This is a genomic window from Yoonia sp. F2084L (assembly GCF_023015625.1).
Lineage (GTDB): Bacteria > Pseudomonadota > Alphaproteobacteria > Rhodobacterales > Rhodobacteraceae > Yoonia.
In genome coordinates this window covers 322095-342045 of record NZ_JALKAH010000003.1, presented here as the reverse complement: position 1 = coordinate 342045, position 19951 = coordinate 322095, and the positions used below count along the sequence as shown (strand labels likewise).

Below are 19951 nucleotides of genomic sequence, written 5' to 3'. Positions count from 1 at the left end.
TCACTTCCACGCCGGGGGCTTACACTGATGCGCTCCAGGCTTCCAGTATGTAGCGACTGGTCATCAGGTCCAGATGCGCCCCGCCGCCGTTCTTAAACAACGTAATCTCGGCGGGAGTATGGCGGCGGAACTGATCCAACTGGTAAAAATCCGCAATCACATCGTCCGGGCTGAAGGCACCGCTGGCGATCGGGATTTTCAGTTCGCCAATATGTCCGATTGTGGTCTCGCGGCTATCAACGAAGACACGCGCACGGTTCAAAGCGTCGTCGTCCACCTCGCGCATGTCTGGGCGGTAGGCACCGATCAGGTCAACATGCTGGCCCGGTTGCAACCATGCCCCTTTGATGACCGGATCGGTGGACATCGTGGCCGAGGTAATCACATCGGCACCGCGTACCGCCGTTTCCAGATCATCGGCAATAGCAATATCAGGGAAGGCCGCTTGCAGCTCCCGCGCGCCTTCCGGCGAGCGGTTCCACACAGTGAACTTCGCCGCGGGAAACGCAGCACCATAGGCCTCGCGCAGTGAATGGCCCACAGTCCCGGCCCCGACAATCAGGATATTCTTGCTGTCAGGTCGCGCCAACCGACGCGCGGCCAACAAACTATCCCCCGCCGTTTTCCACTTCGTCACCAACGCAAAATCAAGGATCGCCTCAAGCGCCCCATCCTTGCCGGAAAACAGGTTCACCGCCCCACCTATCGCAGGCTTGCCCTTGGCCTTGTTGCCGGGAAAGATCGTAGCGCATTTGACAGCCAACCCCAGCCCCGCAATCCAAGCAGAGCGGTTGAGCAGCGTGTTGTCACCTTCATACAAAAACACATCAGCCACATCAGCCTTGGGGCCATTATGGCCCGCTGCAAGCGCGTCGGTCAGCGCCAGCCAATCAAGAGCCTTTTGGCCTTCCTCAAAGGGGATCATCACTGTCATGCTGCGGCCTCCTCGCTTAGCAGCCCTTCGGCCACCAACCGGTCTGCCCAGCCCTGCGGCCCATCAAACAAGTGGGTGTGCCAGCCACGGGCGCTTGCCACATTGATGTTATCAATTCGGTCGTCCGCAAAGAGCAACCCGCCGGGCGGTACGCCGCAATCATCCTCGACCATGCGATAGATCTCAGCCTCTGGTTTGATCACGCCCATGTGGCCTGAGATGTAGCGCCGGTCGAACTCACCCAGGAACGGGTAAACCGGCTCTGCCACCTCAAACGTCTGGATACCAAAATTCGTCAGCGCAAAGACCGGTACGTCATTACCTCGCAACGCGCGCAGCAACCGGACCGAGTGATCAATCGCTGGCGCCGCCATTTCAATCCAGCGGTCATGCCACATCATCACTTCGTCATGCCAATCAGGGTTCGCCTTAGCCGCCGCCATGATCGTGTCGCGGAAATTCCCACCGCGATCGACCTCATCATTGATCCCATGCAGATCAATCGCAGCAAACATTGCCTTCCGACGCTCTTTCCCGATCAAGCTGTCAAAGAACCGCTCTGGCTGCCATTCGATCAGCACGTTTCCGATATCAAACACAACTGCCTGAACGCCTGCCATACATATTTCCCTTTTCGCTTTGACCAAACCCTAACGCCGCAAAGGCCGCTGTAAAGCAACCGGTTTTGTCTGCGCCTCGCGCCATACAGTAAAAAGTCCCGCACCAAGAATTAGGGCCATGCCGAAATAATCCCAACCACCCGGAAACTCGTCAAAGACCAGCATCCCCCAGACCACCGACATCGGTAGCGCAAGGTATTCAAACGGGGCGACATAGGATGCCTCGGCCAGGCGGTAGGCTTGACTGATCAAGTAGCCACCAATCCCGATGCCCACACCAATGATCAGGAAAATCGGATAGTCGGCCACGACAGGCCAGCTCCACGCCCGAAACAGGAACGCCAGCGACGGATCAGACTGATCGCCAAAGCGGCCATCGCCGACGATCAGACCAAAGGACACACCCACAAAGATGAACATGATCTGGATATAGAACGCCATCGTCGCCGCACTCTCAGTGCCGCCAATCCGGCGAGTGATGATATGGATGCCAGCATAGCAAAATGCGGCGGCCAGAGGCAGCAAAGACGCCAGCTGGAACGCCTGCGTCCCAGGACGCATCATCACCAAGACCCCAATGAAACCCACCGCAATCGCAGCCCAGCGCCTTGGGCCAACCACCTCGCCCAAAAACAGAACCGAGAACAATGTGATCACCAGCGGGCTGATGAAAAAGATCGCCACCGCATCCGCCAAAGGCATCGCCGCCAAGCCCAAGAAGAACGTCATATTGGCAAACACCACACAAAGGCCGCGTAGCATATGCATCTTGAGCTTCTTGGTGCGCGCAAGCGCCCAACCCGTCGTCAGCGGCGCAATGATTAGCACAATAATCAGCAACCCAATGACCGAGCGGATCAGCACCACTTGATGCAGCGCATAGCCGCCGCTCAGGAACTTGATCGCCACATCATTGATGGAAAAGAAGAAGACCGAGATCACCGCACAAAGCGCGCCTAGCTTAGCAGGCGACATCTGTGTCACAGCTTCGCCGCCGCACGCACGGCCCGTTCCAGCCCATCCAGGAACCGTGCGCGATCTGCCTTGCTGAACGGTTTCCCGCCGCCTTGCCGAAACGGGTCAGCGGCGCGCATATCGGTCATCAAATCGCGGGTCGCCAGAACATTGCCGATATTGGCCTGCGTCAGCGCCTCGCCATTATGCTTGAGCACCAGTGCGCCATTTTCGATACAGCGTGCGGCCAGCGGAATATCCCCCGTGATCACCACGTCACCCTTGGTCGCGCGATCCGCAATCCACATATCAGCCACATCCGGGCCATCCGGCACCACCACCGTTTCCACAAACGGATTGGCCGAAGGGCGGATACCCCCGTTTGACACCACAAACATGCGCAGCTTGTGCCGGGTGCCGACACGTTCCACCTCGGCTTTCACCGGGCAGGCATCGGCGTCGACATATATCACGCGTATAAAGCCTCTGCGTGAAACGTGACATGGTCTTCCATGAAGGTCGAGATGAAGAAATACGAATGATCATAGCCTTTCTGAAGCCGAATCTGACCTTCCTGACGCTTGGCCGCCATCGCTTGGGCAAAATGTGCCGTGCCCAGCAAATCGCCAAACTGATCCTTGGTGCCGGTATCAATCAAAATCGGCCCATCAAATCCCAATTCCTGCATCAGCAACGTTGCATCATGCGGGCCCCAATTAGCCTCATCCCCCCAGTAAGCCGCGAATTGCTTGCGGCCCCAATCGCTCGCCGTGGGATGACAGATTGGGGCAAAAGCCGATACAGACCGAAATCGTCCCTCCAGACCCATCGCCATCGTCAGCGCGCCATGCCCGCCCATTGAGTGACCGGTAATGGACTGGCGGGCCATATCCAGCGGAAAGTTGTCGCCTAACAAGGCAGGCAATTCTTCGGTCACATAGGTCCACATTTTGAAATGCGTGTCCCAAGGGGCCACCGTCGCATCAATATAGAACCCTGCACCCTGACCCAGATCATAGGCCTCATCATCTGGCACGCCTTCGCCACGCGGCGAGGTATCGGGAAACACCAGTGCGATCCCATGTTCAGAGGCCCAGGCCTGGGCTCCGGCCTTGGTCATCGCGTTTTCGTGGGTGCAGGTCAGACCCGACAAAAACCACAGCACAGGCACAGGTCCATCTGCGGCCTCGGCAGGCAAGAACAACCCAAAGGTCATGTCGCAGGAACAGGCATCAGAGGTATGCGAATACACCCCCTGCATGCCGCCAAAACAGTGGTTTTCCGAGATCGTTTCCATAAGCGCACCCTTTCGTTTCTCCAAGGGCTAGCGCAGGTTCAGAAGCTTGTCACCCACGCAATGACCAGCGACACGGTCACAACGCTTGCTGCGGTCGACAGCAGGATCGAGGCGGACACCCGGGTCGGGGCCACGCCATAGTGCTGCGCAAGGATATAGACGTTGCCCGCAACAGGCAGGGCGGCAGCGGCAATCATCACGCCCGCTGCGTAGGGGTCGATGGAAAAGACATAGAGTGCCGCAACAGCCACCGCGGTCGGATGCAGCACCAATTTGCAGAAAGACAACCAGCCCGCAATCGCCACACGCTCGGCCGATTTAGTGGCCAGTGACGCGCCAATGGCGAAAAGCGCACCGGGCGTTGCAGCGGCCCCAAGCAGGGTCAGGAATTCATTGACCGGGCCGGGAATTGGCACGTTGTTGGCGGACACTAACAAGCCAAGGGAAATCGACACGATCATGGGGTTCTTGATCAGTCCGACGGCAACCGTCCAAAGTATCCTTGGTGACATACGCCCGTCGCGTGATCCGGTTACCAGAATGACAATCAGGCTGCCAAAGACGATCAAATCAACGGCCAGCACCATCATGACCGGACCAACAGCCCCTTCGCCCAACAAGAGCACCAGCATCGGAATACCCAAGAACCCGACATTGCCGATGACAGCGCATTGTCCTTCAACCGCCGCTTCGGTCATTGGTACGCGCCTGCGCAAAGCCACAAACATCGCCAGCACATAGACCACCGTCGTGGCACTCAGGTAGGCCATGACGAATTGCCAGTCGAGGATCGCCTCAAGCGACAGGTTCGCCGAAAACCGGAACAGCATCGCCGACAAAGCAAAATAGAAAACGAACTTCGTCAGATAGGCTGTCGCTTCTTCGGAAAAGAAACCCGTGCGGCCAGACCCATAGCCCAGCGCGATGATCATGAAAAACGGCAGTGTCTGGAGGAAAATATCCCACATGGGGGTTAATCAAATGTCCCCGTTGAGCGGCCAAGCAACATAAAGGCGCGGGCGGTGCGGGTCTCGGCAAGTTCCAGCAAATCGGTGTCTGTTGCGCTATCCTCAAAGGTGACCAGCATCTGATCGAAGCGGCGCAGGAAGTGATGCACCGAGTCGCGGAAAATCGTGTCTTCGCGCATGCGGCTGCTGATCACCGACAAATAGGTCTGATCCTTGATCGCACCCAGACGATCAACTGACTTGCCGCGTTCGCCGCCCGCAAACCGCCGCCACAGATCGGCAGGCACCGGGTCCGGGCGCAAGTCATCCATGTAGATACCATCTTGCGACAAAAGGGTCAGCACATCCTGACTGGCCTGCACCAGCTTGCGCGCGCCACGATCGCGCAAAGCGCGACGCAAAGCGGCAAAGCCGTCGTTGTCATTCTCATCATCGGGAAAGTTCAGCGCCTTGATCAGATCAGGCCGCTCAATGGGTGGGTTGGTATCCTCGGGCGGGGTGTCCAAGGCCAAGGCTTGCTGATCAGTTGGCGCTTGCGGGGCGGCACGCGGCACGATCAGGCGCGAAACCTCGCGCCGGGACGAAAACCGCGAAGCCGGGGCCTCTGGCAGCGGGATTGAGCGCGGTTCGACGACGGGCTCGGGCGCGGCAGGCGCTTGTGCGACAGGTGCTGGTTCAGGTGCCGCAACCGGCGCAGCCTGCTGGGCGGCTGCATTCTGGGCCGCTTGCATACGGTAGACCTGTTCTAGTGCATCCTGCGTCATCACAAGGTCTTCGCGCAGGTTCCGGGTGGTCCGCGCCGAGGACGCGGCAACCCAAACCAGACCAACTGGCGTAAAGATCGCGATCAAAAAGATAATCCAGCGGACGCGCGCAAAACTTTCGCTCGGGGCGTCTGAGGGCAGCATCCAGAACAATATACCGATCACAACCATCCAGCCAACGGAAAGGGCGACTGCCAGTGCTTCGCCCTGAGATAACCCATCTGCCTCGCGGGCCCTGCCTTTGATTGGATGCTGCGCCATAACCGGTGCGCTTTCTATTTATAGACGATCGACAGAATTTCATAGCTGCGCACACCCCCGGGGGTACGCACATCAACGCTGTCACCTTCGTCCTTGCCAATCAAGGCCCGCGACAAGGGGGACTTCATGTTCAGCAGCCCACTCTCGATGTCAGCCTCGTATTCGCCCACAATCTGATAGGTCTTTTCTTCGTCGGTATCTTCATCGACCAACGCCACGGTCGCACCAAACTTAACGGTGCCGGATAGTTTTGACACATCAATGACATCCGCCAAAGAAATCACGCCTTCGAGCTCTTTCACACGACCCTCAATAAAGGACTGTTTTTCCTTGGCAGAGTGATATTCCGCATTCTCGGACAGATCGCCATGTTCGCGCGCCTCGGAAATCGCGCGGATAATCGCCGGGCGTTCAACGGTCTTGAGGTGCTTAAGCTCTGCATCCAGCTTGTCAAAGCCAGCCCGGGTCAGTGGTATCTTGTCCATCGTCGCGCCCCTCCGAGGGGAAAATTATAAATCGAACGTTCATAGTCTATTAGAGCCGCGCCAAGTCAAGGCTTTGCCGCGATTTGATGTCGCGTGCGCCTATTTTGACGTCGTGTCTTGATTGCCCCTTAATCCTTCATCAGGTAACGCTTGCTGCGACTGATTGAAAGGGGCCAGCGCCCCAAGGTTTAGAGGATGTGACATGGCCGAGATTGAACGCGAAGCGATGGAATATGACGTAGTGATCGTCGGCGCAGGCCCAGCGGGTCTATCTGCCGCGATCCGGCTGAAGCAGTTGGACGCTGATCTGAATGTCGTGGTCCTTGAAAAAGGGTCCGAAGTAGGCGCGCATATCCTGTCTGGTGCGGTGCTTGATCCGGTCGGCTTGAACAAGCTGATCCCGGACTGGAAAGACAAGGGCGCGCCTTTGAACGTGCCTGTGAAAGAAGACAACTTTTATATGCTGGGTGAAGCCGGGCAACTGCGCATCCCCAACATTGTGATGCCACCCCTGATGAACAACCACGGCAACTACATCGTGTCGATGGGCAACGTCTGCCGCTGGATGGCCGAACAAGCCGAAGAAATGGGCGTTGAGATTTTCCCTGGCATGTCCTGTTCCGAAATCGTCTATGGCGAAAATGGCGAAGTCAAAGGCGTCGTCGCGGGCGAATTCGGCAAGAACGCCGACGGCACCCCCGGCCCGTCCTATGAACCCGGTATGGAGCTGCACGGCAAATACGTGTTCCTGGGCGAAGGCGTGCGCGGATCGCTGTCCAAGCAGGTGATCGCCAAATACGATCTTGCTGCCAAATCCGACGTACAGAAATACGGCCTTGGCATGAAAGAAATCTGGGAAATCGACCCCGAGAAGCATAGTGAAGGCACCGTCACCCACACAATGGGCTGGCCATTGGAAGGCAACGCAGGCGGCGGATCATTCATCTACCACCTTGAAAACAATCAGGTCTATGTCGGTTTCGTCGTACACCTGAACTACAAAAACCCGCATGTCTTCCCTTACATGGAATTCCAACGGTTCAAGCACCATCCACAGGTGGCTGAATTGCTTAAAGGCGGCAAACGGGTCGCCTATGGCGCGCGCGCGATTTCCGAGGGTGGCTACCAATCCATGCCGCAACTGGAATTCCCCGGCGGCGCTTTGTTGGGCTGTGCCGCAGGTATGGTCAACGTGCCGCGCATCAAGGGCAACCATAACGCCATGCTGTCAGGCATCGAAGCGGCGGAGGTCGCGGTAGACGCCATCAAAGCCGGTCGCAGCGGTGATTTGCTGGACGGCTACGACAAGGCCGTACGCAAAGGCGAGATTGGCAATGACCTCAAGAAAGTGCGCAACGTCAAGCCGCTCTGGTCCAAATACGGGCTGCTTGCCTCGCTTGGCATAGGCGGCATGGACATGTGGATGAACACCTTCGGGATCGGGTTCTTGGGCACATTGGCGCACGGCAAATCCGACGCTGATGCGACCGAAGAAGCCAGCAAGCACAAGGAAATCCATTATCCCAAGCCGGACGGCACGCTGTCCTTCGACCGGCTGACGAACGTATCCTTCAGCTTCACCAACCACGAAGAAAGCCAGCCTGCGCATTTGCATCTGACCGACCCCGATGTGCCAGTCAGTGTGAACTTGGCGAAATACGCCGGCCCATCGGCGCGCTACTGCCCGGCAGGTGTTTACGAATTTGTGGGTGAAGGGGCTGAGACGAAGTTCCAGATCAACTTCCAGAACTGCGTGCACTGCAAAACCTGCGACATCAAAGACCCCAGCCAGAACATCACATGGACGGTGCCGCAAGGTGGGGACGGACCGAACTATCCGAATATGTGATCAGAAAGGGGCTCCGCGAGGGGCCCTTTTTACTTTCGGGCTCAGCCCTCTTTTGAAACTAAACTGTGCCCGCATAGGTGATCCTGCGCAGCAGCAATTCAAACGGACCCTGGCGGAACCAAAGCCGCCAAATGGAAAGTGCTCCGATCAACAGGACAGTCACGCCAATGGCGATCAAGGTGGCTGTCATCCTGTCGACTTGATTCCAAAGACCAAACCCGTACCCCGCGAATATCGTCGTCAGAATGATCGACTGACCCAGATAAATGCTAAGGCTCGACCCGCCCGCGCGTAGCACCCGCGCCACCAACGGCCCCGGCGGGCGGGCAATCGCGGCGATCAGGCCCAGATATCCCAGCGTCGCCAAAGGCGCGATGCTTGTCGTCAGCGCAGCACCGGGCAAAGGCGCACCCCACTGCCAAATGGCAGCACCCAGCAGGCTAAGCACGACACCGGGCAGCAAACACAAACGCCGCGCACGCCGCCACAATGGATGTTCGGCATTGTCGATCATCCCGGATTTCACCGCAGCCAGACCGAGGCAGAACCACCCCAAAGCCGAGATACCCTGAAACACCAAAAAGACCGGCAGCGAAAACGCAAACCCGATGCTGCGAAAAATCGCAGCTTTCAGAAAGCCGCCGTCGATCAGCGCTATCTGTTCAAACTGCACAAACTCGGCGGGGGTGTCGTCCGGCATGAACACAAGCACCGGAATGATAATCGCCTGAACGATCAACAGGGCGGCACCGACGCGCACAAGGCGTTGCACGGTCCAATTTCGAAACAAATACAAGATCGACCCGGTGACTGCATAAATCACCAGAATATCACCCGGAAAAAACAGCAAACCATGGGCCAGACCCAAGAGCAGCAGCCCGATCATCCGATTGCGATAGACCTTCCCGAATGGCAGCCCGCGCCGTTCGGACGCGCGCATCAAGAACCCAAGCCCAACGCCAAACATGAAGGAAAAAAGACCATAGGTTTTCAAAAGTGCCAGCCCATGCACCAAGAACAAGGTGACCGCATCCGTCTGCGACTGCACCGTTGGAGTGGCGATGCTCTCAAACACCGAAAAGGCGATGTATTGGACGTTAACAACAACAATCCCAAAGAGCGCAATCAGCCGCAGGTAATCTGGCAAAAGCGCGCGATCTGGTTGCCGTTGCATCGTTTGTGTCATGTGACATCCACCTGTTTCGGCCACCTCTTGTGCGGCCAGTAAGGTGGATCATGATCCACCTTACCTTTGCGCAACCTTACCGCAACACAAACCCGCTTGGCCATGTCAGCGTATAGTCCAGCGTCACTTCCGTCTTATCGCCAGCGGCGACATCCAGATCCCACTCCAGAATACCACGCAAGCCCTCAGGATCACGGCGGGTCACTGCCGGGCTGGCGGTGAATTCCACTTCCAGATCATCCTGCTCCGAATAGGGGATCGCATCGCGCAGTTTCACCGCCCAGTCTTGACCCGTCAGGTTTTCAACCGTCAACACCGCCTGCTCGGTCAACTGGTTGGAACTTGTAAACACACCTACATCACCTGTCGTCTTATTTGGTGTCGCGCGCGTCAGGCGCAGACCATCCAATGGACCAAAGCCCATCTCAGTATCCGCACCGGCCGCCAGAAGCGGCAATTGACTAAAGCCAATCATCGTCCCATCGGCAAAGATTAGCGCTTGACCGGGCAACATCACTTCGCCCGTATCATTGGTAAATTCCGCCATCCGGTACGCAATCTGATCACGACTTGGCGCCGCCTCGGCCCAGACATCCGCTTCAAATGCCAAAGTATCCAGCGGCAGGCGCAAGTCCTCCACCCCGTTGCGGATATCCACGCGACCCGGATAGATGTAAGTCACCGTTGCCCCGCTGAAATCGGCCTTTGCGGTCATCTGCACCGGGGCTTCCATCATAGCCTCTGCCATCCCACCAACAGCAGATCGCGACAAGGATTGCACCTCATCCGCCATCATCAAAGCACCCCTCTCGCGGTCCAATTCCTCTTCCGAGATAATCCGGCGAAGCGGTGCCCAAACGCCGCTTGGGGCAATCTGCTCACCCGGACGGGCGGTCGACAGGATCAACTGCACATCATTCCAGTCCTGCCCGGTCTGCTGGCTGATCACCACAGCGCGGTCGATATCCAACGCCGCCTCATCCCCCGTCGTCAGGCGCATGTCATAGACCGGCGACCAATTGGCAAAGCCCTCAACAGAGCTGACATCAACCGTCACCTCACCCGCTTCGGCCACCGTCAACGTGAACGTCAGAACCGCGCCTTCCTGCTCGGGCTGCAACAAAGCGGCCAAGGCCTGCTGGGCGTCCTGTAGCGCCTCAACATCATCTTGACGGGCCAATTCGGCGGCCTTCGCCTCTTGCTCGGCGGCAAAGGCCGCTTCACGCGCAACCAATGTCTCAGATCCAACCATCTGCGCCAACGCCCGAATGTCGGCGACCGAAGCTGCGGTCAAAGCCTCACCTGCGCTGGCCTGTGACAGGCTTTGCAAAAATGCGATCTGCTCGTCGGCGGCCTGCACACGCAACCTGATCTGGGCAATGGCGGCAGCACGATCACGCAGCACGCCTTCCAACCGCTCGACCTCATCACGGGCGGCGATGATTTCTGGCGCAGACTGATCCGGGGTCACCGGCAAACGGTCAAAGGCGAGGTTCACCGCGCCCACCTGCGTTCCCGCTGGTGCCGCCAAGCGTAGCCCTTCGGTGGCCAAGCCTTCGGGCATACCCGGCACGACAATCTCATGCTGACCGGCGGGCAAATCCAGCGTCACCTGCCGGGTGACCGTCGCAAGACCGGGATAGATCGTGACGGTATCAACACGGGCCTCGCCGGTGAACGTATCCGCAAAGGAAGGGGCCGCGAGGGCAATCAGGCTGGTGGTCAGAAAAAAGCGATACATGAATAGTCTCCTGCATATGTTGCATATGGTTATACAGGCTTTGACGGATGGCGGGGAGCGATCCTTGGGTAGGGTTGAAAATTACTTCGGGAATGAAGATCGGCTTGGCGCCCACAGGCACCCATACTGCGCCGCGCACGATTGGCAGCTTCGCCGACTAGCGTCGCTACAATGGATAAGGCACAGTGCAAATCAACGCATCGCGATGGAATGAATACATATGAAAAACCCAAAATCTGTTCAGTCACGGCCACTTATGGTCATCGGTTGGCACGAATGTATCAGCTTGCCCGAACTCGGGCTTCAGGACTTTGCAGTGAAGGTAGACACCGGTGCGAAGACAACGGCCCTGCATGCCGATGATATCGAGACATTCTACAAAGGCGACGAAAAATGGGTGCGTTTCCGAAGCCCCGACATCGCGGGAACACCCGCCCGCACATGCGAATTTCCCGTTTTTACCAAGCGGGACATCAAAAACACAGGCGGGAGACCCGAAACCCGCATCGTTATCCGCACCCCCATGGTACTCGCCGGGCGAAAGTGGGACATAGACATATCACTAACGGACCGTGGCACAATGCGATTTCCTCTTATTCTGGGTCGCCGCGCGCTGCGTGGCCGCAATATCGCGGTCCACCCTGGCAAGTCATACCTTGTCAGCAACAAGCCAACTTAAAAGGACTAAGCCCATGAAGATCGCGATGCTTGCCCGAAATGCCGAACTGTATACCCACAAGCGCCTGAAGGCCGCAGCAGAAGCTCGGGGGCACAAACTGGACATCATCAATACCCTACGTTGCTACATGAACATCGCCTCGCGCAGGCCCGAAGTTTACTACAATGGTGAAAAACTTGTCGGCTACGATGCTGTCATTCCGCGCATCGGTGCATCAATCACGTTTTACGGCATGGCGGTGCTGCGCCAGTTTGAGATGCAAGGCGTCTATCCATTGAACGAAAGCGTGGCGATAGGCCGGTCACGCGACAAACTACGCTCCATGCAGCTACTCGCGCGCGACGGCATTGGCCTGCCCGTAACGACATTCGCCCATGATCCCAAGCAGACTGAAGAAGTGCTTGAACTTGCAGGCGGCGCACCGGTTGTGATCAAGCTGTTGGAAGGCACACAAGGGATCGGGGTCGTTCTGGCGGATACCAAACGTTCGGCAAAGTCGGTGGTCGAAGCCTTTCGCGGTGCCGGTGTGAACATCTTGTTACAAGAGTTCATAAAAGAGGCCGGCGGCACAGATATCCGCGCCATTGTGGTTGGCGGTAAGGTTGTTGCGGCGATGAAACGGACCGGAGCGGAAGGTGATTTCAGATCAAACCTGCACCGTGGCGGATCGGCCGAATTGATCAAACTATCACCAGAAGAACGATCGACGGCGATACGATCAGCAAAAGCGATGGGTCTAAATGTTTGTGGCGTCGACATGCTGCGCGCCAATCACGGCCCTGTGGTGATGGAGGTGAACTCTTCACCCGGTCTTGAAGGGGTTGAGAAAGCGACAGGCCTTGATATCGCAGGCAAGATTATCGAGTACATCGAAAAACACGCGAAACCCAACGCGACAAAAACAAAAGGCAAGGGATGATCAAACGACCCAGTTTTGAGATGGCGGGCGTCAGCATTGAGGCCGGAACCCGCAAGACCGTCAACATTCCTATTAGCACTTTATCTGATCATACACCGGTGACTCTATCTGCACATGTCATTCATGGACGTAACGAAGGCCCAACAATATTCGTCAGCGCAGGCATCCACGGGGACGAGGTCATTGGCGTGGAAATCGTGCGACGCCTGTTGCGGGCAAAAAACCTCAAGTCGTTGCGCGGGACGTTAATTGTTGTGCCGATTGTGAACACGTTCGGGTTTCTGATCCACTCGCGCTACCTGCCAGACAGACGCGATCTGAATCGCTGTTTCCCCGGCTCGCCAAACGGATCGCTTGCCTCGCGCCTTGCCTATATTTTCATGAAAGAGATAGTGGTCAGGTGCTCTCTTGGTATCGATCTACATTCAGCCGCGATCAACCGGATGAACCTGCCACAAGTGCGCGTGTCTGCCAACAATGCCAAAACGATGAAGCTGGCAAACGTCTTTGGCGCTCCCGTCATCCTGACGAGCGCGTTGCGCGATGGCAGCTTGCGGCAAGAGGCCAAGAAGATTGGTGTCGATGTTCTGTTGTTTGAAGCAGGAGAAGGCATGCGATTTGACGAGATGTATGTCCGCGCCGGTCTGGCGGGTATTCTAAGGGTGCTCAAAGAGACGGGTATGTTGCCTTTGGCGGGTATCGCCGGACCCAAAGCAAAGTCTGTTATCTGTTCAGACAGCCATTGGCTACGTGCTCCTGCCGGCGGCCTGCTGCGCATGTTCAAAGCCGAAGGTGATGTCGTTGCAGAAGGCGACGTCGTAGCTGCGATCTCTGACCCCTTTGGTGACAGAGAAATAGAAGTTGTGACCCGCTATGGTGGCATCATTGTCGGGCGGGCTGTTATGCCTATTGTGCACGAAGGGGATGCTTTGTTCCACGTGGCGGCGGTCAAGTCTTCAGATGCCGCCGAAGCTGCCGTGGACGATCTGACAACCCAGCTTGAAGAGGCCCCATTGTTTGACGAAGACGAGATTATTTAGGGTCCGAACGACATAACGACAAAGTAGAATTGGCAAGCGCTCAGCCACTATTCACTGCGAACGCACCCTTTGTCCCGCAAAACCACAATCCGACTACAATCCAAAAAGGCGCCCCGCGGGGGCGCCTTTATCAAATCCGCTTATATAAAGCTCAGCCCTTTTTCAGGCACTCACGTCCCAGCAATTCTGCGATCTGCACCGCATTCAACGCGGCACCTTTGCGCAAGTTGTCGGACACGCACCACAGGTTCAGGCCGTTATCAATCGTACTGTCCTGACGGATACGGCTGATGAAAGTCGCAAAGTCGCCCACGCATTCAATCGGGGTCACGTAGCCGCCGTCTTCACGCTTGTCGATTACCATGACACCGGGGGCTTGGCGCAGGATGTCGCGCGCTTCATCCTCGTCAAGGAAGTCTTCAAATTCGATGTTGATCGCCTCTGAGTGGCCGACGAACACCGGAACGCGCACACAAGTCGCCGTGACCTTGATCTTGGAATCAACGATCTTTTTGGTCTCGGCGACCATTTTCCATTCTTCCTTGGTCTCGCCGCTGTCCATGAACACATCAATATGCGGGATCACGTTGAACGCGATCTGCTTGGTGAACTGGCGCGGTGGCTTGCTGTCTGTGGGGTTGTAGATCGACTTGGTCTGGTCCCACAGCTCATCAATACCGCCTTTGCCAGCACCGGACACGGACTGATACGTGCTGACAACAACGCGCTTGATGGTGGCACGGTCATGCAGCGGCTTGAGTGCCACAACCATCTGTGCGGTCGAACAATTGGGGTTTGCGATGATGTTTTTCTTCGCATAGCCATGGATCGCATCCGCGTTCACCTCGGGCACGATCAGCGGCACATCCGCGTCATAGCGATAAAGCGACGAGTTATCGATCACCACGCAACCGGCCTTGGCGGCCTTGGGCGCGTAGATTTTGGTGGCGTCAGAGCCGACAGCAAATAGCGCCATATCCCAGCCGGTGAAGTCAAACGTATCAAGGTCTTTCGTCTTCAAGGTCTTGTCGCCAAAGCTGACTTCGCTGCCCAGCGATTTGCGGCTGGCCAGAACGGCAATCTCGTCGACCGGGAATTCCCGTTCAGCGAGGATGTTCAGCATTTCGCGGCCCACGTTTCCGGTGGCACCGACAACGGCGATTCGATAGCCCATTTGGCTGCTCCTTGTGACAGATGCGGTCATGTAACCCGTGAGGTGAGTAAGGGGAAGGGGCCCCCTCCTGATAAGGCGAGCGAGCGATCAAAAGTGCGCGGCAAGGCGGCGGTAAATTCAGAATTTCTGAGATGACTACAAAAGCTACATGGGAATTCTGGGGCAAATTTCCCGTACGTCATCCAGGAAAAACAGTTTAATAACAATAGTCCGAGGGGCAAACTGCCATCTGGCTGTCAAACAGATGCCCAAATCGCCCAGCGCAACACGTGCGATTGCACACCCAACACACCAAAGAAGGAGCCTGGATGACAGACACTATTCATCGTCTATTACAGAAAACCCGTTGGCTTATCCTCATACTTCCGCTTTTTTACATGACGGCAGCGTTTGCGCAGGACCCGGAAAATGCGCCTGACACCCAATACTGGGTCACCGATAAAGCCGAAGTGCTTAGTTCGTCGGTTGAAAAAGCCCTGACAGATAACGCAAAAGCCTTTGAGCAGGAAACAACCAATCAGGTTGTCGTGGTAACGGTCGATTCATTGGCCGGCTTGACAATCGAACGCTACGGACGATGGCTGGGCAATAGCTGGGGTATTGGTCAGGCGGATCAGGACAATGGGGTCTTGCTGTTGGTCGCACCCAATGATCGCAGGGTCCGCATCGAAGTCGGGCGCGGTCTCGAAGATCTGCTGTCAGACAGGATTGCACAAAGTATTATTGACAACGAAATCCTGCCAGAATTCCGTGATGACGATCTACAGGCTGGCATTGTGGCGGGCCATACCGCGATCATTCAGGCGCTAGGCGGCGAATATCGTGAACCCACACCCTGGGAAAAGTTCATCCATATCCTTCTTTTGCCATTCTTTGTCATCGGCAGGTTCCTTGGCTTTGGTGGTGGCGGATTTTCAGGCGGCGGCGGCAGCTTTGGCGGCGGCGGTGCTTCGGGGAGCTGGTAATGAGAGGGACACAGATGAAAAAACTTGATGAAACTGCAAAGCGGAAAATCAGCGGTCGGATCGCCGAGGTTGAAAAGAATTGCGAAAGCGAACTTGTCTGCCTGATTACAAGGCAGTCGGCGCGATACATCCTGTTCCCGCTTTTGATTACTGCCATCTTTGCGCTGTTCATGCCCATCATACAACCACTGGCAAATGCCGCTGGGGCGACCGGGTTCGTGATCACCTTTCAGCACCAGACAATTGTCTTCGTTGTCCTTGCAGCACTCTTCGTTTTCACGCCCTTGGGTCACATGCTGACACCCGCATGGATCAAACAACAAAACTGCGCACGCTACAGCACCGAGCAGTTCTTTAGTCACAAGCTGCATGAAACGGCGTCGCGTAATGCCATTCTGATTTTCGTCTCATGGGACGAAAGATTTGTGACCATTGTGGCCGATAAGGGCATCAACGAACGGGTCCAGCAATCAGACTGGGATGGCCTGATTGCAGGCTTTGTCACCCAGATCAAGGCGGGCGAACTGGAACGCGGGTTCTTGGATATCATCGGCGGCGCAGGCGATCTGCTTACGCAGAACTTTCCAGTCACCGCCCCAAAAACTGATGAACTGCCAAACCATCTGATCGCGTTAGAGGGTGCGCACTACGTCAATTAGGCATCAGGTGTAAATCCAACTAGACACACCTGAGGGCATCAGTAGGGTAGTGGTATGGCAACCGCTCCCGCAACTCCCATCCTGAATGATGCGGCCCCGCGCGGGCTCTGCACCGACTGCGGCGTTTCCCGCATGGCCGACCCATCCGCTTGCGGCAAAGCCTGCCAGTTCATCAAACCGGACTACCCCACGGCCGAAACCACCACCCACGGCCGCCCCGCGAAAAGCGACAGCGATGAGCGTTTCTTCGGCGTCACCCAAGCCATGTACCGCGCCGCCCTCACCCCCGCCCGCGCGGGCGCACAATGGACCGGCCTCACCACAAGTTTCGCCGAACGCCTGCTGGAAACAGGCGCTGTCGATGCAGTCCTGACCATGGTGCCCGACGATAAGGATAAATGGCGCCCCCGACCTGCGATCATCACCAACGCCGCCGATATGAAACACGCACGCGGCATGCGGATGGGCTATGCACCGCTGTTGGCACTTCTCGAACCCGCCCGCGAAGCCGGACACCGCAAAATCGCCGTGATCGGCATCCCTTGCCAGATCTACGCCCTGCGCGCGATGGAGGCTGACCTTGGGTTTGACCGCATCTATGTGATCGGCACGCCCTGTTCTGACAACACGACGACCGAAAACTTCCACAGCTTCCTCGCCCGCCTGACAGATGCACCCGACACCGTCACATACCTCGAATTCCGCGCCGACTATCATGTGGAACTGCGGTTCAGCGACGGCAGCCAACGGCTGATCCCGTTCCTCAAACTGCCGCTCTCGGACTTGCCGCCCGATTTCTTTCCCACCACCTGTCGGACCTGCGTGGATTACACCAACCGGCTGGCCGATATCACGGTGGGTTATATGGCGGGCGAAGGGGACCAATGGTTGATCGTGCGCAACGATCGCGGGGCAGAAATGCTGAAGAGCCTTGGCGATGAAGTCACCTTGGCCGCACCGGGATCACGGGGCAACCGGACAAGCTCGGTCAAAGGCTTTGTTGAAAATACAAGGCTGGCCGCAGGCGGGCTGCCACTGCGGCGGATGCCCAACTGGCTGCGTGGGGTCATGGGGTGGCTGATGCCACGGATCGGACCACGGGGACTGGAATTCGCCCGCGCACGGCTTGAGATGAAAGCAGCGGAAACCATCATGCATTTACGTAGGGAAGAGCCTGCCAAGATCAAGAATATGGTACCGACGCATGTCTGGAACCTCGCTAGGCCTTACGGATTAACGCAAGATCCAGAGGAAACAGCCAAAGACGATCAATCAGCCTGAAATGCACCCACGACAAGGATGTCATCAGTTGTATCATTGATCAAAACAACACCGCCCAATTCATCCGCATCGGGGCCAAAGAATGTCCCGCCTGTCTGCGATGTGGTGCCAGCGCCGCCAATTGCCGCAAACCGACCCGTACCGCTCACCGCACCGCCAGTAAAGTTATCACCGGTGATCGTACCATCGGTCAAAATGATCGTACCCACGTTTGTAACACCGCCGCCGGCGGAACTTGTACCAGACAGGTTAAAGAAACGTCCGTCGATGTCGTTGGCGCCCCATGACGCCGTGAAGGTCGCATCGCCCTCAAGTACCAGCACATCGTTTTCAAAGGCAGCCGTCATGCCGACCCAGCCTTCGTTGTAACTGGTGACAGTGCCTGCGGTCGGCAAGTCACCTGACAAGACGTCAAGCCCGACAGCACCAAAGACATTATCACCACTGATCCGGACAATGCGGGAAAACTCGCCATTCGCAGGGTTGGTGTATTCGGCTTCGTCAACATTTGTCCCGCTCAGCAAGCCCCCAGTGATATCCCCACTGGCAAAGTCTATTGAAACGCCGTCACTATTGCGGCGGGTCTGTCCTTCTAGCAGTACATAGGCCATGCCAGTACCGGCAGTGCCCGGTGCGGCACGGTTTGACAGCTCCGCATATTCGCTGCCACCCGGCACCTCATCAGGGGGGTCGGTCGGTTCCGTCGGGATGTTATTCACGCTGTCACCTGTACCACTACCTGCGCCACAGGCTGCAAGGGTCAGCACAACAAAAGCAATCGGCAAATGCCGCAATTTAAGAGTGGTCATTACATGAAGTCCGATGCGGTCAGAATTGCGTCATCAAAGGTGATTGAAAAATCGACACCGTTTTGATTATAGGTGAAAATCGTATCGCCGCCCGAGGTGGTCAGGCTGCCCTGCCCCAGGGTAAAGCCCACAAGATCAACCACATCGACCCCGGCTTCGAAATCGAGGATACGGTTATCGCCATTGGTGCGGTCAAACACGAACGTATCAGCACCGCCACCACCTTCCAGCACATCGTTGCCTGCGCCCGCAATCAATACATCATTACCAGAGATAAAGCTGCCACTGGGATCACCGCGCAAAATGTCATTGCCGGTCCCGCCGTTCAACGTGTCATCCCCGATACCACCAATCAGTGTGTCGTTCCCGGAATTGCCTTCAGCATTGAGTTCGCCGCCACCGCCAATGATCGTATCGTTGCCGCTACCGCCAAAAATGTCATTGTCGCCACGAGTATCCATCAATAGGTCGTTGCCGCCTTGACCAAACAGATCGTCGTTGCCTGCACCACCGTAAAAACGGTCACCCAGCGCGGTGCCACTCAGTACATCATTGCCACCCTTGGCAAAGGCTGTCTGACCAACGCCGATAAACTCAAAATTCGCGTCCTCGCTGTTATCAGACCAGCGCCGTTCACCGTAAAGGTCTTGGATGCCCGCGATATCGTCAGCCCCCAAGTCGCGTGACCCGTCATTTGCAGACGCGTTCATGATCGCATCGGACGTATTAAAGTGATCTAGACCCAAGGAATGCCCGATTTCATGCAGCATAACCTGAATAAAGGTGAAGGCCCCAGAGTCTCCTTCAGGCCGCCATGTCACGTCCCGGTCCATCGAAATGTTGGACTCAGCGATCTCGACCATGCCGTTGTTGTTGAAGTCATTGGTAAAAAAGGACGTGCGCGCAATGCCAATTGTGCTACCGGCAAGGCTTTCAACATTGATGTCGATATCAGAGCCGCCGAAGGTTGAAACAAACCGGAAGTTCAATCCCGCAATCGCGGCCCAAGTATCAAACGCATCAAACACCAGGTCTTCAAATTGCTGGATGTTTGAACCAGCCACGATACTGAGCCCCGCAAGGTTCAGCGACCAAGTGATTTCATCACTTTCCTGACCACGGACGTCATTGCCCCACTTGATATTCGCCGTTCCACCTTGGACGGTATTCACTGCAATCTGGTTAAATCCGTCCGTCTTTTCAGACAGTATGTTATCGCCGTTACACGTTGCACAGCCGCAAAGTATGCACATTCAGTTCTTCCCCAACTCTCTCAGCCTGACCACAGGCCGCTTTACTTGATTTGTATTGCAAAGCTATTGGTCCAGAATATGTCGAAACGGTGACGTTCGACTTTGGGCAAAAA

General features: G+C 56.5%; 20 protein-coding genes. 7 read left to right on the top strand and 13 right to left on the bottom strand.

The window, feature by feature from the left end:
* Positions 1 to 19: 19 nt before the first annotated feature.
* From MWU60_RS10390 to greA, 8 genes are read right to left on the bottom strand one after another with little or no spacing between them, the layout of a single operon-like run.
* Entirely contained in the window at positions 20 to 934 is a 915-nt protein-coding gene (locus tag MWU60_RS10390; RefSeq protein ID WP_247227206.1) for an ornithine cyclodeaminase, read from the bottom strand.
* The gene (locus MWU60_RS10385) at positions 931 to 1554 is read right to left on the bottom strand and encodes an HAD family phosphatase (RefSeq protein ID WP_247227204.1); all 624 of its coding nucleotides are present in this window, start codon (positions 1552 to 1554) and stop codon (positions 931 to 933) included. The genes MWU60_RS10390 and MWU60_RS10385 overlap by 4 nt, the downstream gene beginning before the upstream one ends.
* A gap of 30 nt (positions 1555 to 1584) precedes the next feature.
* Positions 1585 to 2538, bottom strand: coding sequence for a DMT family transporter (locus MWU60_RS10380; protein ID WP_247227203.1), 954 nt, complete (start codon positions 2536 to 2538; stop codon positions 1585 to 1587).
* Entirely contained in the window at positions 2535 to 2981 is a 447-nt protein-coding gene (locus MWU60_RS10375) for a YaiI/YqxD family protein (protein ID WP_247227202.1), read from the bottom strand. The genes MWU60_RS10380 and MWU60_RS10375 overlap by 4 nt, the downstream gene beginning before the upstream one ends.
* A complete protein-coding gene (fghA, locus tag MWU60_RS10370) occupies positions 2978 to 3805 on the bottom strand; it encodes an S-formylglutathione hydrolase (protein WP_247227201.1) in 828 nt (275 codons plus the stop codon). Before fghA ends, MWU60_RS10375 begins: the two co-directional genes overlap by 4 nt.
* Positions 3806 to 3843: 38 nt before the next feature.
* On the bottom strand, positions 3844 to 4773 hold the full coding sequence (locus MWU60_RS10365) for an AEC family transporter (protein WP_247227200.1): 930 nt from the start codon (positions 4771 to 4773) through the stop codon (positions 3844 to 3846).
* 5 nt (positions 4774 to 4778) lie between these two features.
* On the bottom strand, positions 4779 to 5798 hold the full coding sequence (locus MWU60_RS10360; protein ID WP_247227199.1) for a hypothetical protein: 1020 nt from the start codon (positions 5796 to 5798) through the stop codon (positions 4779 to 4781).
* 14 nt (positions 5799 to 5812) lie between these two features.
* Positions 5813 to 6283 carry a transcription elongation factor GreA gene (greA, locus tag MWU60_RS10355; protein WP_247227198.1) on the bottom strand — a complete coding sequence of 157 codons (471 nt, stop codon included), beginning with the start codon at positions 6281 to 6283 and terminating at the stop codon, positions 5813 to 5815.
* Between the two features lie 202 nt (positions 6284 to 6485).
* On the opposite strand from greA, the gene MWU60_RS10350 reads away from it, so the two are divergent.
* Entirely contained in the window at positions 6486 to 8132 is a 1647-nt protein-coding gene (locus MWU60_RS10350) for an electron transfer flavoprotein-ubiquinone oxidoreductase (RefSeq protein WP_247227196.1), read from the top strand.
* A 58-nt stretch (positions 8133 to 8190) separates the two neighbouring features.
* On the opposite strand, the gene MWU60_RS10345 is transcribed toward MWU60_RS10350, so the two are convergent.
* Positions 8191 to 9318, bottom strand: coding sequence for a DUF418 domain-containing protein (locus tag MWU60_RS10345; RefSeq protein WP_247227195.1), 1128 nt, complete (start codon positions 9316 to 9318; stop codon positions 8191 to 8193).
* A gap of 76 nt (positions 9319 to 9394) precedes the next feature.
* On the bottom strand, positions 9395 to 11059 hold the full coding sequence (locus MWU60_RS10340) for a DUF4139 domain-containing protein (RefSeq protein ID WP_247227193.1): 1665 nt from the start codon (positions 11057 to 11059) through the stop codon (positions 9395 to 9397).
* Positions 11060 to 11279: 220 nt separating this feature from the next.
* Between MWU60_RS10340 and MWU60_RS10335 the strand changes: the two genes are divergently transcribed.
* From MWU60_RS10335 to MWU60_RS10325, 3 genes are read left to right on the top strand one after another with little or no spacing between them, the layout of a single operon-like run.
* Complete coding sequence (locus MWU60_RS10335) at positions 11280 to 11738, top strand: RimK/LysX family protein (protein WP_247227192.1); 459 nt, start codon at positions 11280 to 11282, stop codon at positions 11736 to 11738.
* Between the two features lie 13 nt (positions 11739 to 11751).
* On the top strand, positions 11752 to 12657 hold the full coding sequence (gene rimK / locus MWU60_RS10330; RefSeq protein ID WP_247227191.1) for a 30S ribosomal protein S6--L-glutamate ligase: 906 nt from the start codon (positions 11752 to 11754) through the stop codon (positions 12655 to 12657).
* On the top strand, positions 12654 to 13697 hold the full coding sequence (locus tag MWU60_RS10325; RefSeq protein WP_247227190.1) for a succinylglutamate desuccinylase/aspartoacylase family protein: 1044 nt from the start codon (positions 12654 to 12656) through the stop codon (positions 13695 to 13697). Before rimK ends, MWU60_RS10325 begins: the two co-directional genes overlap by 4 nt.
* 151 nt (positions 13698 to 13848) lie before the next feature.
* Here the strand turns inward: MWU60_RS10325 and MWU60_RS10320 are convergent, their stop codons facing one another.
* Entirely contained in the window at positions 13849 to 14871 is a 1023-nt protein-coding gene (locus MWU60_RS10320; RefSeq protein ID WP_247227189.1) for an aspartate-semialdehyde dehydrogenase, read from the bottom strand.
* 377 nt (positions 14872 to 15248) lie between these two features.
* Between MWU60_RS10320 and MWU60_RS10315 the strand changes: the two genes are divergently transcribed.
* Genes MWU60_RS10315 through MWU60_RS10305 form a run of 3 tightly spaced genes read left to right on the top strand, consistent with a single transcriptional unit; the run spans position 15249 to position 17776 of the window.
* The gene (locus MWU60_RS10315; RefSeq protein WP_247227188.1) at positions 15249 to 15836 is read left to right on the top strand and encodes a TPM domain-containing protein; all 588 of its coding nucleotides are present in this window, start codon (positions 15249 to 15251) and stop codon (positions 15834 to 15836) included.
* Positions 15837 to 15850: 14 nt separating this feature from the next.
* On the top strand, positions 15851 to 16495 hold the full coding sequence (locus MWU60_RS10310; RefSeq protein ID WP_247227187.1) for a TPM domain-containing protein: 645 nt from the start codon (positions 15851 to 15853) through the stop codon (positions 16493 to 16495).
* A gap of 54 nt (positions 16496 to 16549) precedes the next feature.
* The gene (locus MWU60_RS10305) at positions 16550 to 17776 is read left to right on the top strand and encodes a Coenzyme F420 hydrogenase/dehydrogenase, beta subunit C-terminal domain (protein ID WP_247227186.1); all 1227 of its coding nucleotides are present in this window, start codon (positions 16550 to 16552) and stop codon (positions 17774 to 17776) included.
* Here the strand turns inward: MWU60_RS10305 and MWU60_RS10300 are convergent.
* Together MWU60_RS10300 and MWU60_RS10295 are read right to left on the bottom strand one after the other, a co-directional pair.
* Complete coding sequence (locus tag MWU60_RS10300; protein WP_247227185.1) at positions 17764 to 18585, bottom strand: transferrin-binding protein-like solute binding protein; 822 nt, start codon at positions 18583 to 18585, stop codon at positions 17764 to 17766. The genes MWU60_RS10305 and MWU60_RS10300 overlap by 13 nt on opposite strands.
* Entirely contained in the window at positions 18585 to 19838 is a 1254-nt protein-coding gene (locus tag MWU60_RS10295) for a matrixin family metalloprotease (RefSeq protein ID WP_247227184.1), read from the bottom strand. The genes MWU60_RS10300 and MWU60_RS10295 overlap by 1 nt, the downstream gene beginning before the upstream one ends.
* Positions 19839 to 19951: the final 113 nt, after the last annotated feature.

Coding starts and splice junctions, on each gene's coding strand:
- MWU60_RS10295 (WP_247227184.1), bottom strand. CDS start 19,838: ATGTGCATACTTTGCGGCTGTGCAACGTGTAACGGCGATAACATACTG.
- rimK (WP_247227191.1), top strand. CDS start 11,752: ATGAAGATCGCGATGCTTGCCCGAAATGCCGAACTGTATACCCACAAG.
- MWU60_RS10365 (WP_247227200.1), bottom strand. CDS start 4,773: ATGTGGGATATTTTCCTCCAGACACTGCCGTTTTTCATGATCATCGCG.
- fghA (WP_247227201.1), bottom strand. CDS start 3,805: ATGGAAACGATCTCGGAAAACCACTGTTTTGGCGGCATGCAGGGGGTG.
- MWU60_RS10305 (WP_247227186.1), top strand. CDS start 16,550: ATGGCAACCGCTCCCGCAACTCCCATCCTGAATGATGCGGCCCCGCGC.
- MWU60_RS10385 (WP_247227204.1), bottom strand. CDS start 1,554: ATGGCAGGCGTTCAGGCAGTTGTGTTTGATATCGGAAACGTGCTGATC.
- MWU60_RS10350 (WP_247227196.1), top strand. CDS start 6,486: ATGGCCGAGATTGAACGCGAAGCGATGGAATATGACGTAGTGATCGTC.
- MWU60_RS10340 (WP_247227193.1), bottom strand. CDS start 11,059: ATGTATCGCTTTTTTCTGACCACCAGCCTGATTGCCCTCGCGGCCCCT.
- MWU60_RS10345 (WP_247227195.1), bottom strand. CDS start 9,318: ATGACACAAACGATGCAACGGCAACCAGATCGCGCGCTTTTGCCAGAT.
- MWU60_RS10360 (WP_247227199.1), bottom strand. CDS start 5,798: ATGGCGCAGCATCCAATCAAAGGCAGGGCCCGCGAGGCAGATGGGTTA.
- MWU60_RS10320 (WP_247227189.1), bottom strand. CDS start 14,871: ATGGGCTATCGAATCGCCGTTGTCGGTGCCACCGGAAACGTGGGCCGC.
- greA (WP_247227198.1), bottom strand. CDS start 6,283: ATGGACAAGATACCACTGACCCGGGCTGGCTTTGACAAGCTGGATGCA.
- MWU60_RS10315 (WP_247227188.1), top strand. CDS start 15,249: ATGACGGCAGCGTTTGCGCAGGACCCGGAAAATGCGCCTGACACCCAA.
- MWU60_RS10325 (WP_247227190.1), top strand. CDS start 12,654: ATGATCAAACGACCCAGTTTTGAGATGGCGGGCGTCAGCATTGAGGCC.
- MWU60_RS10310 (WP_247227187.1), top strand. CDS start 15,851: ATGAAAAAACTTGATGAAACTGCAAAGCGGAAAATCAGCGGTCGGATC.
- MWU60_RS10335 (WP_247227192.1), top strand. CDS start 11,280: ATGAAAAACCCAAAATCTGTTCAGTCACGGCCACTTATGGTCATCGGT.
- MWU60_RS10390 (WP_247227206.1), bottom strand. CDS start 934: ATGACAGTGATGATCCCCTTTGAGGAAGGCCAAAAGGCTCTTGATTGG.
- MWU60_RS10300 (WP_247227185.1), bottom strand. CDS start 18,585: ATGACCACTCTTAAATTGCGGCATTTGCCGATTGCTTTTGTTGTGCTG.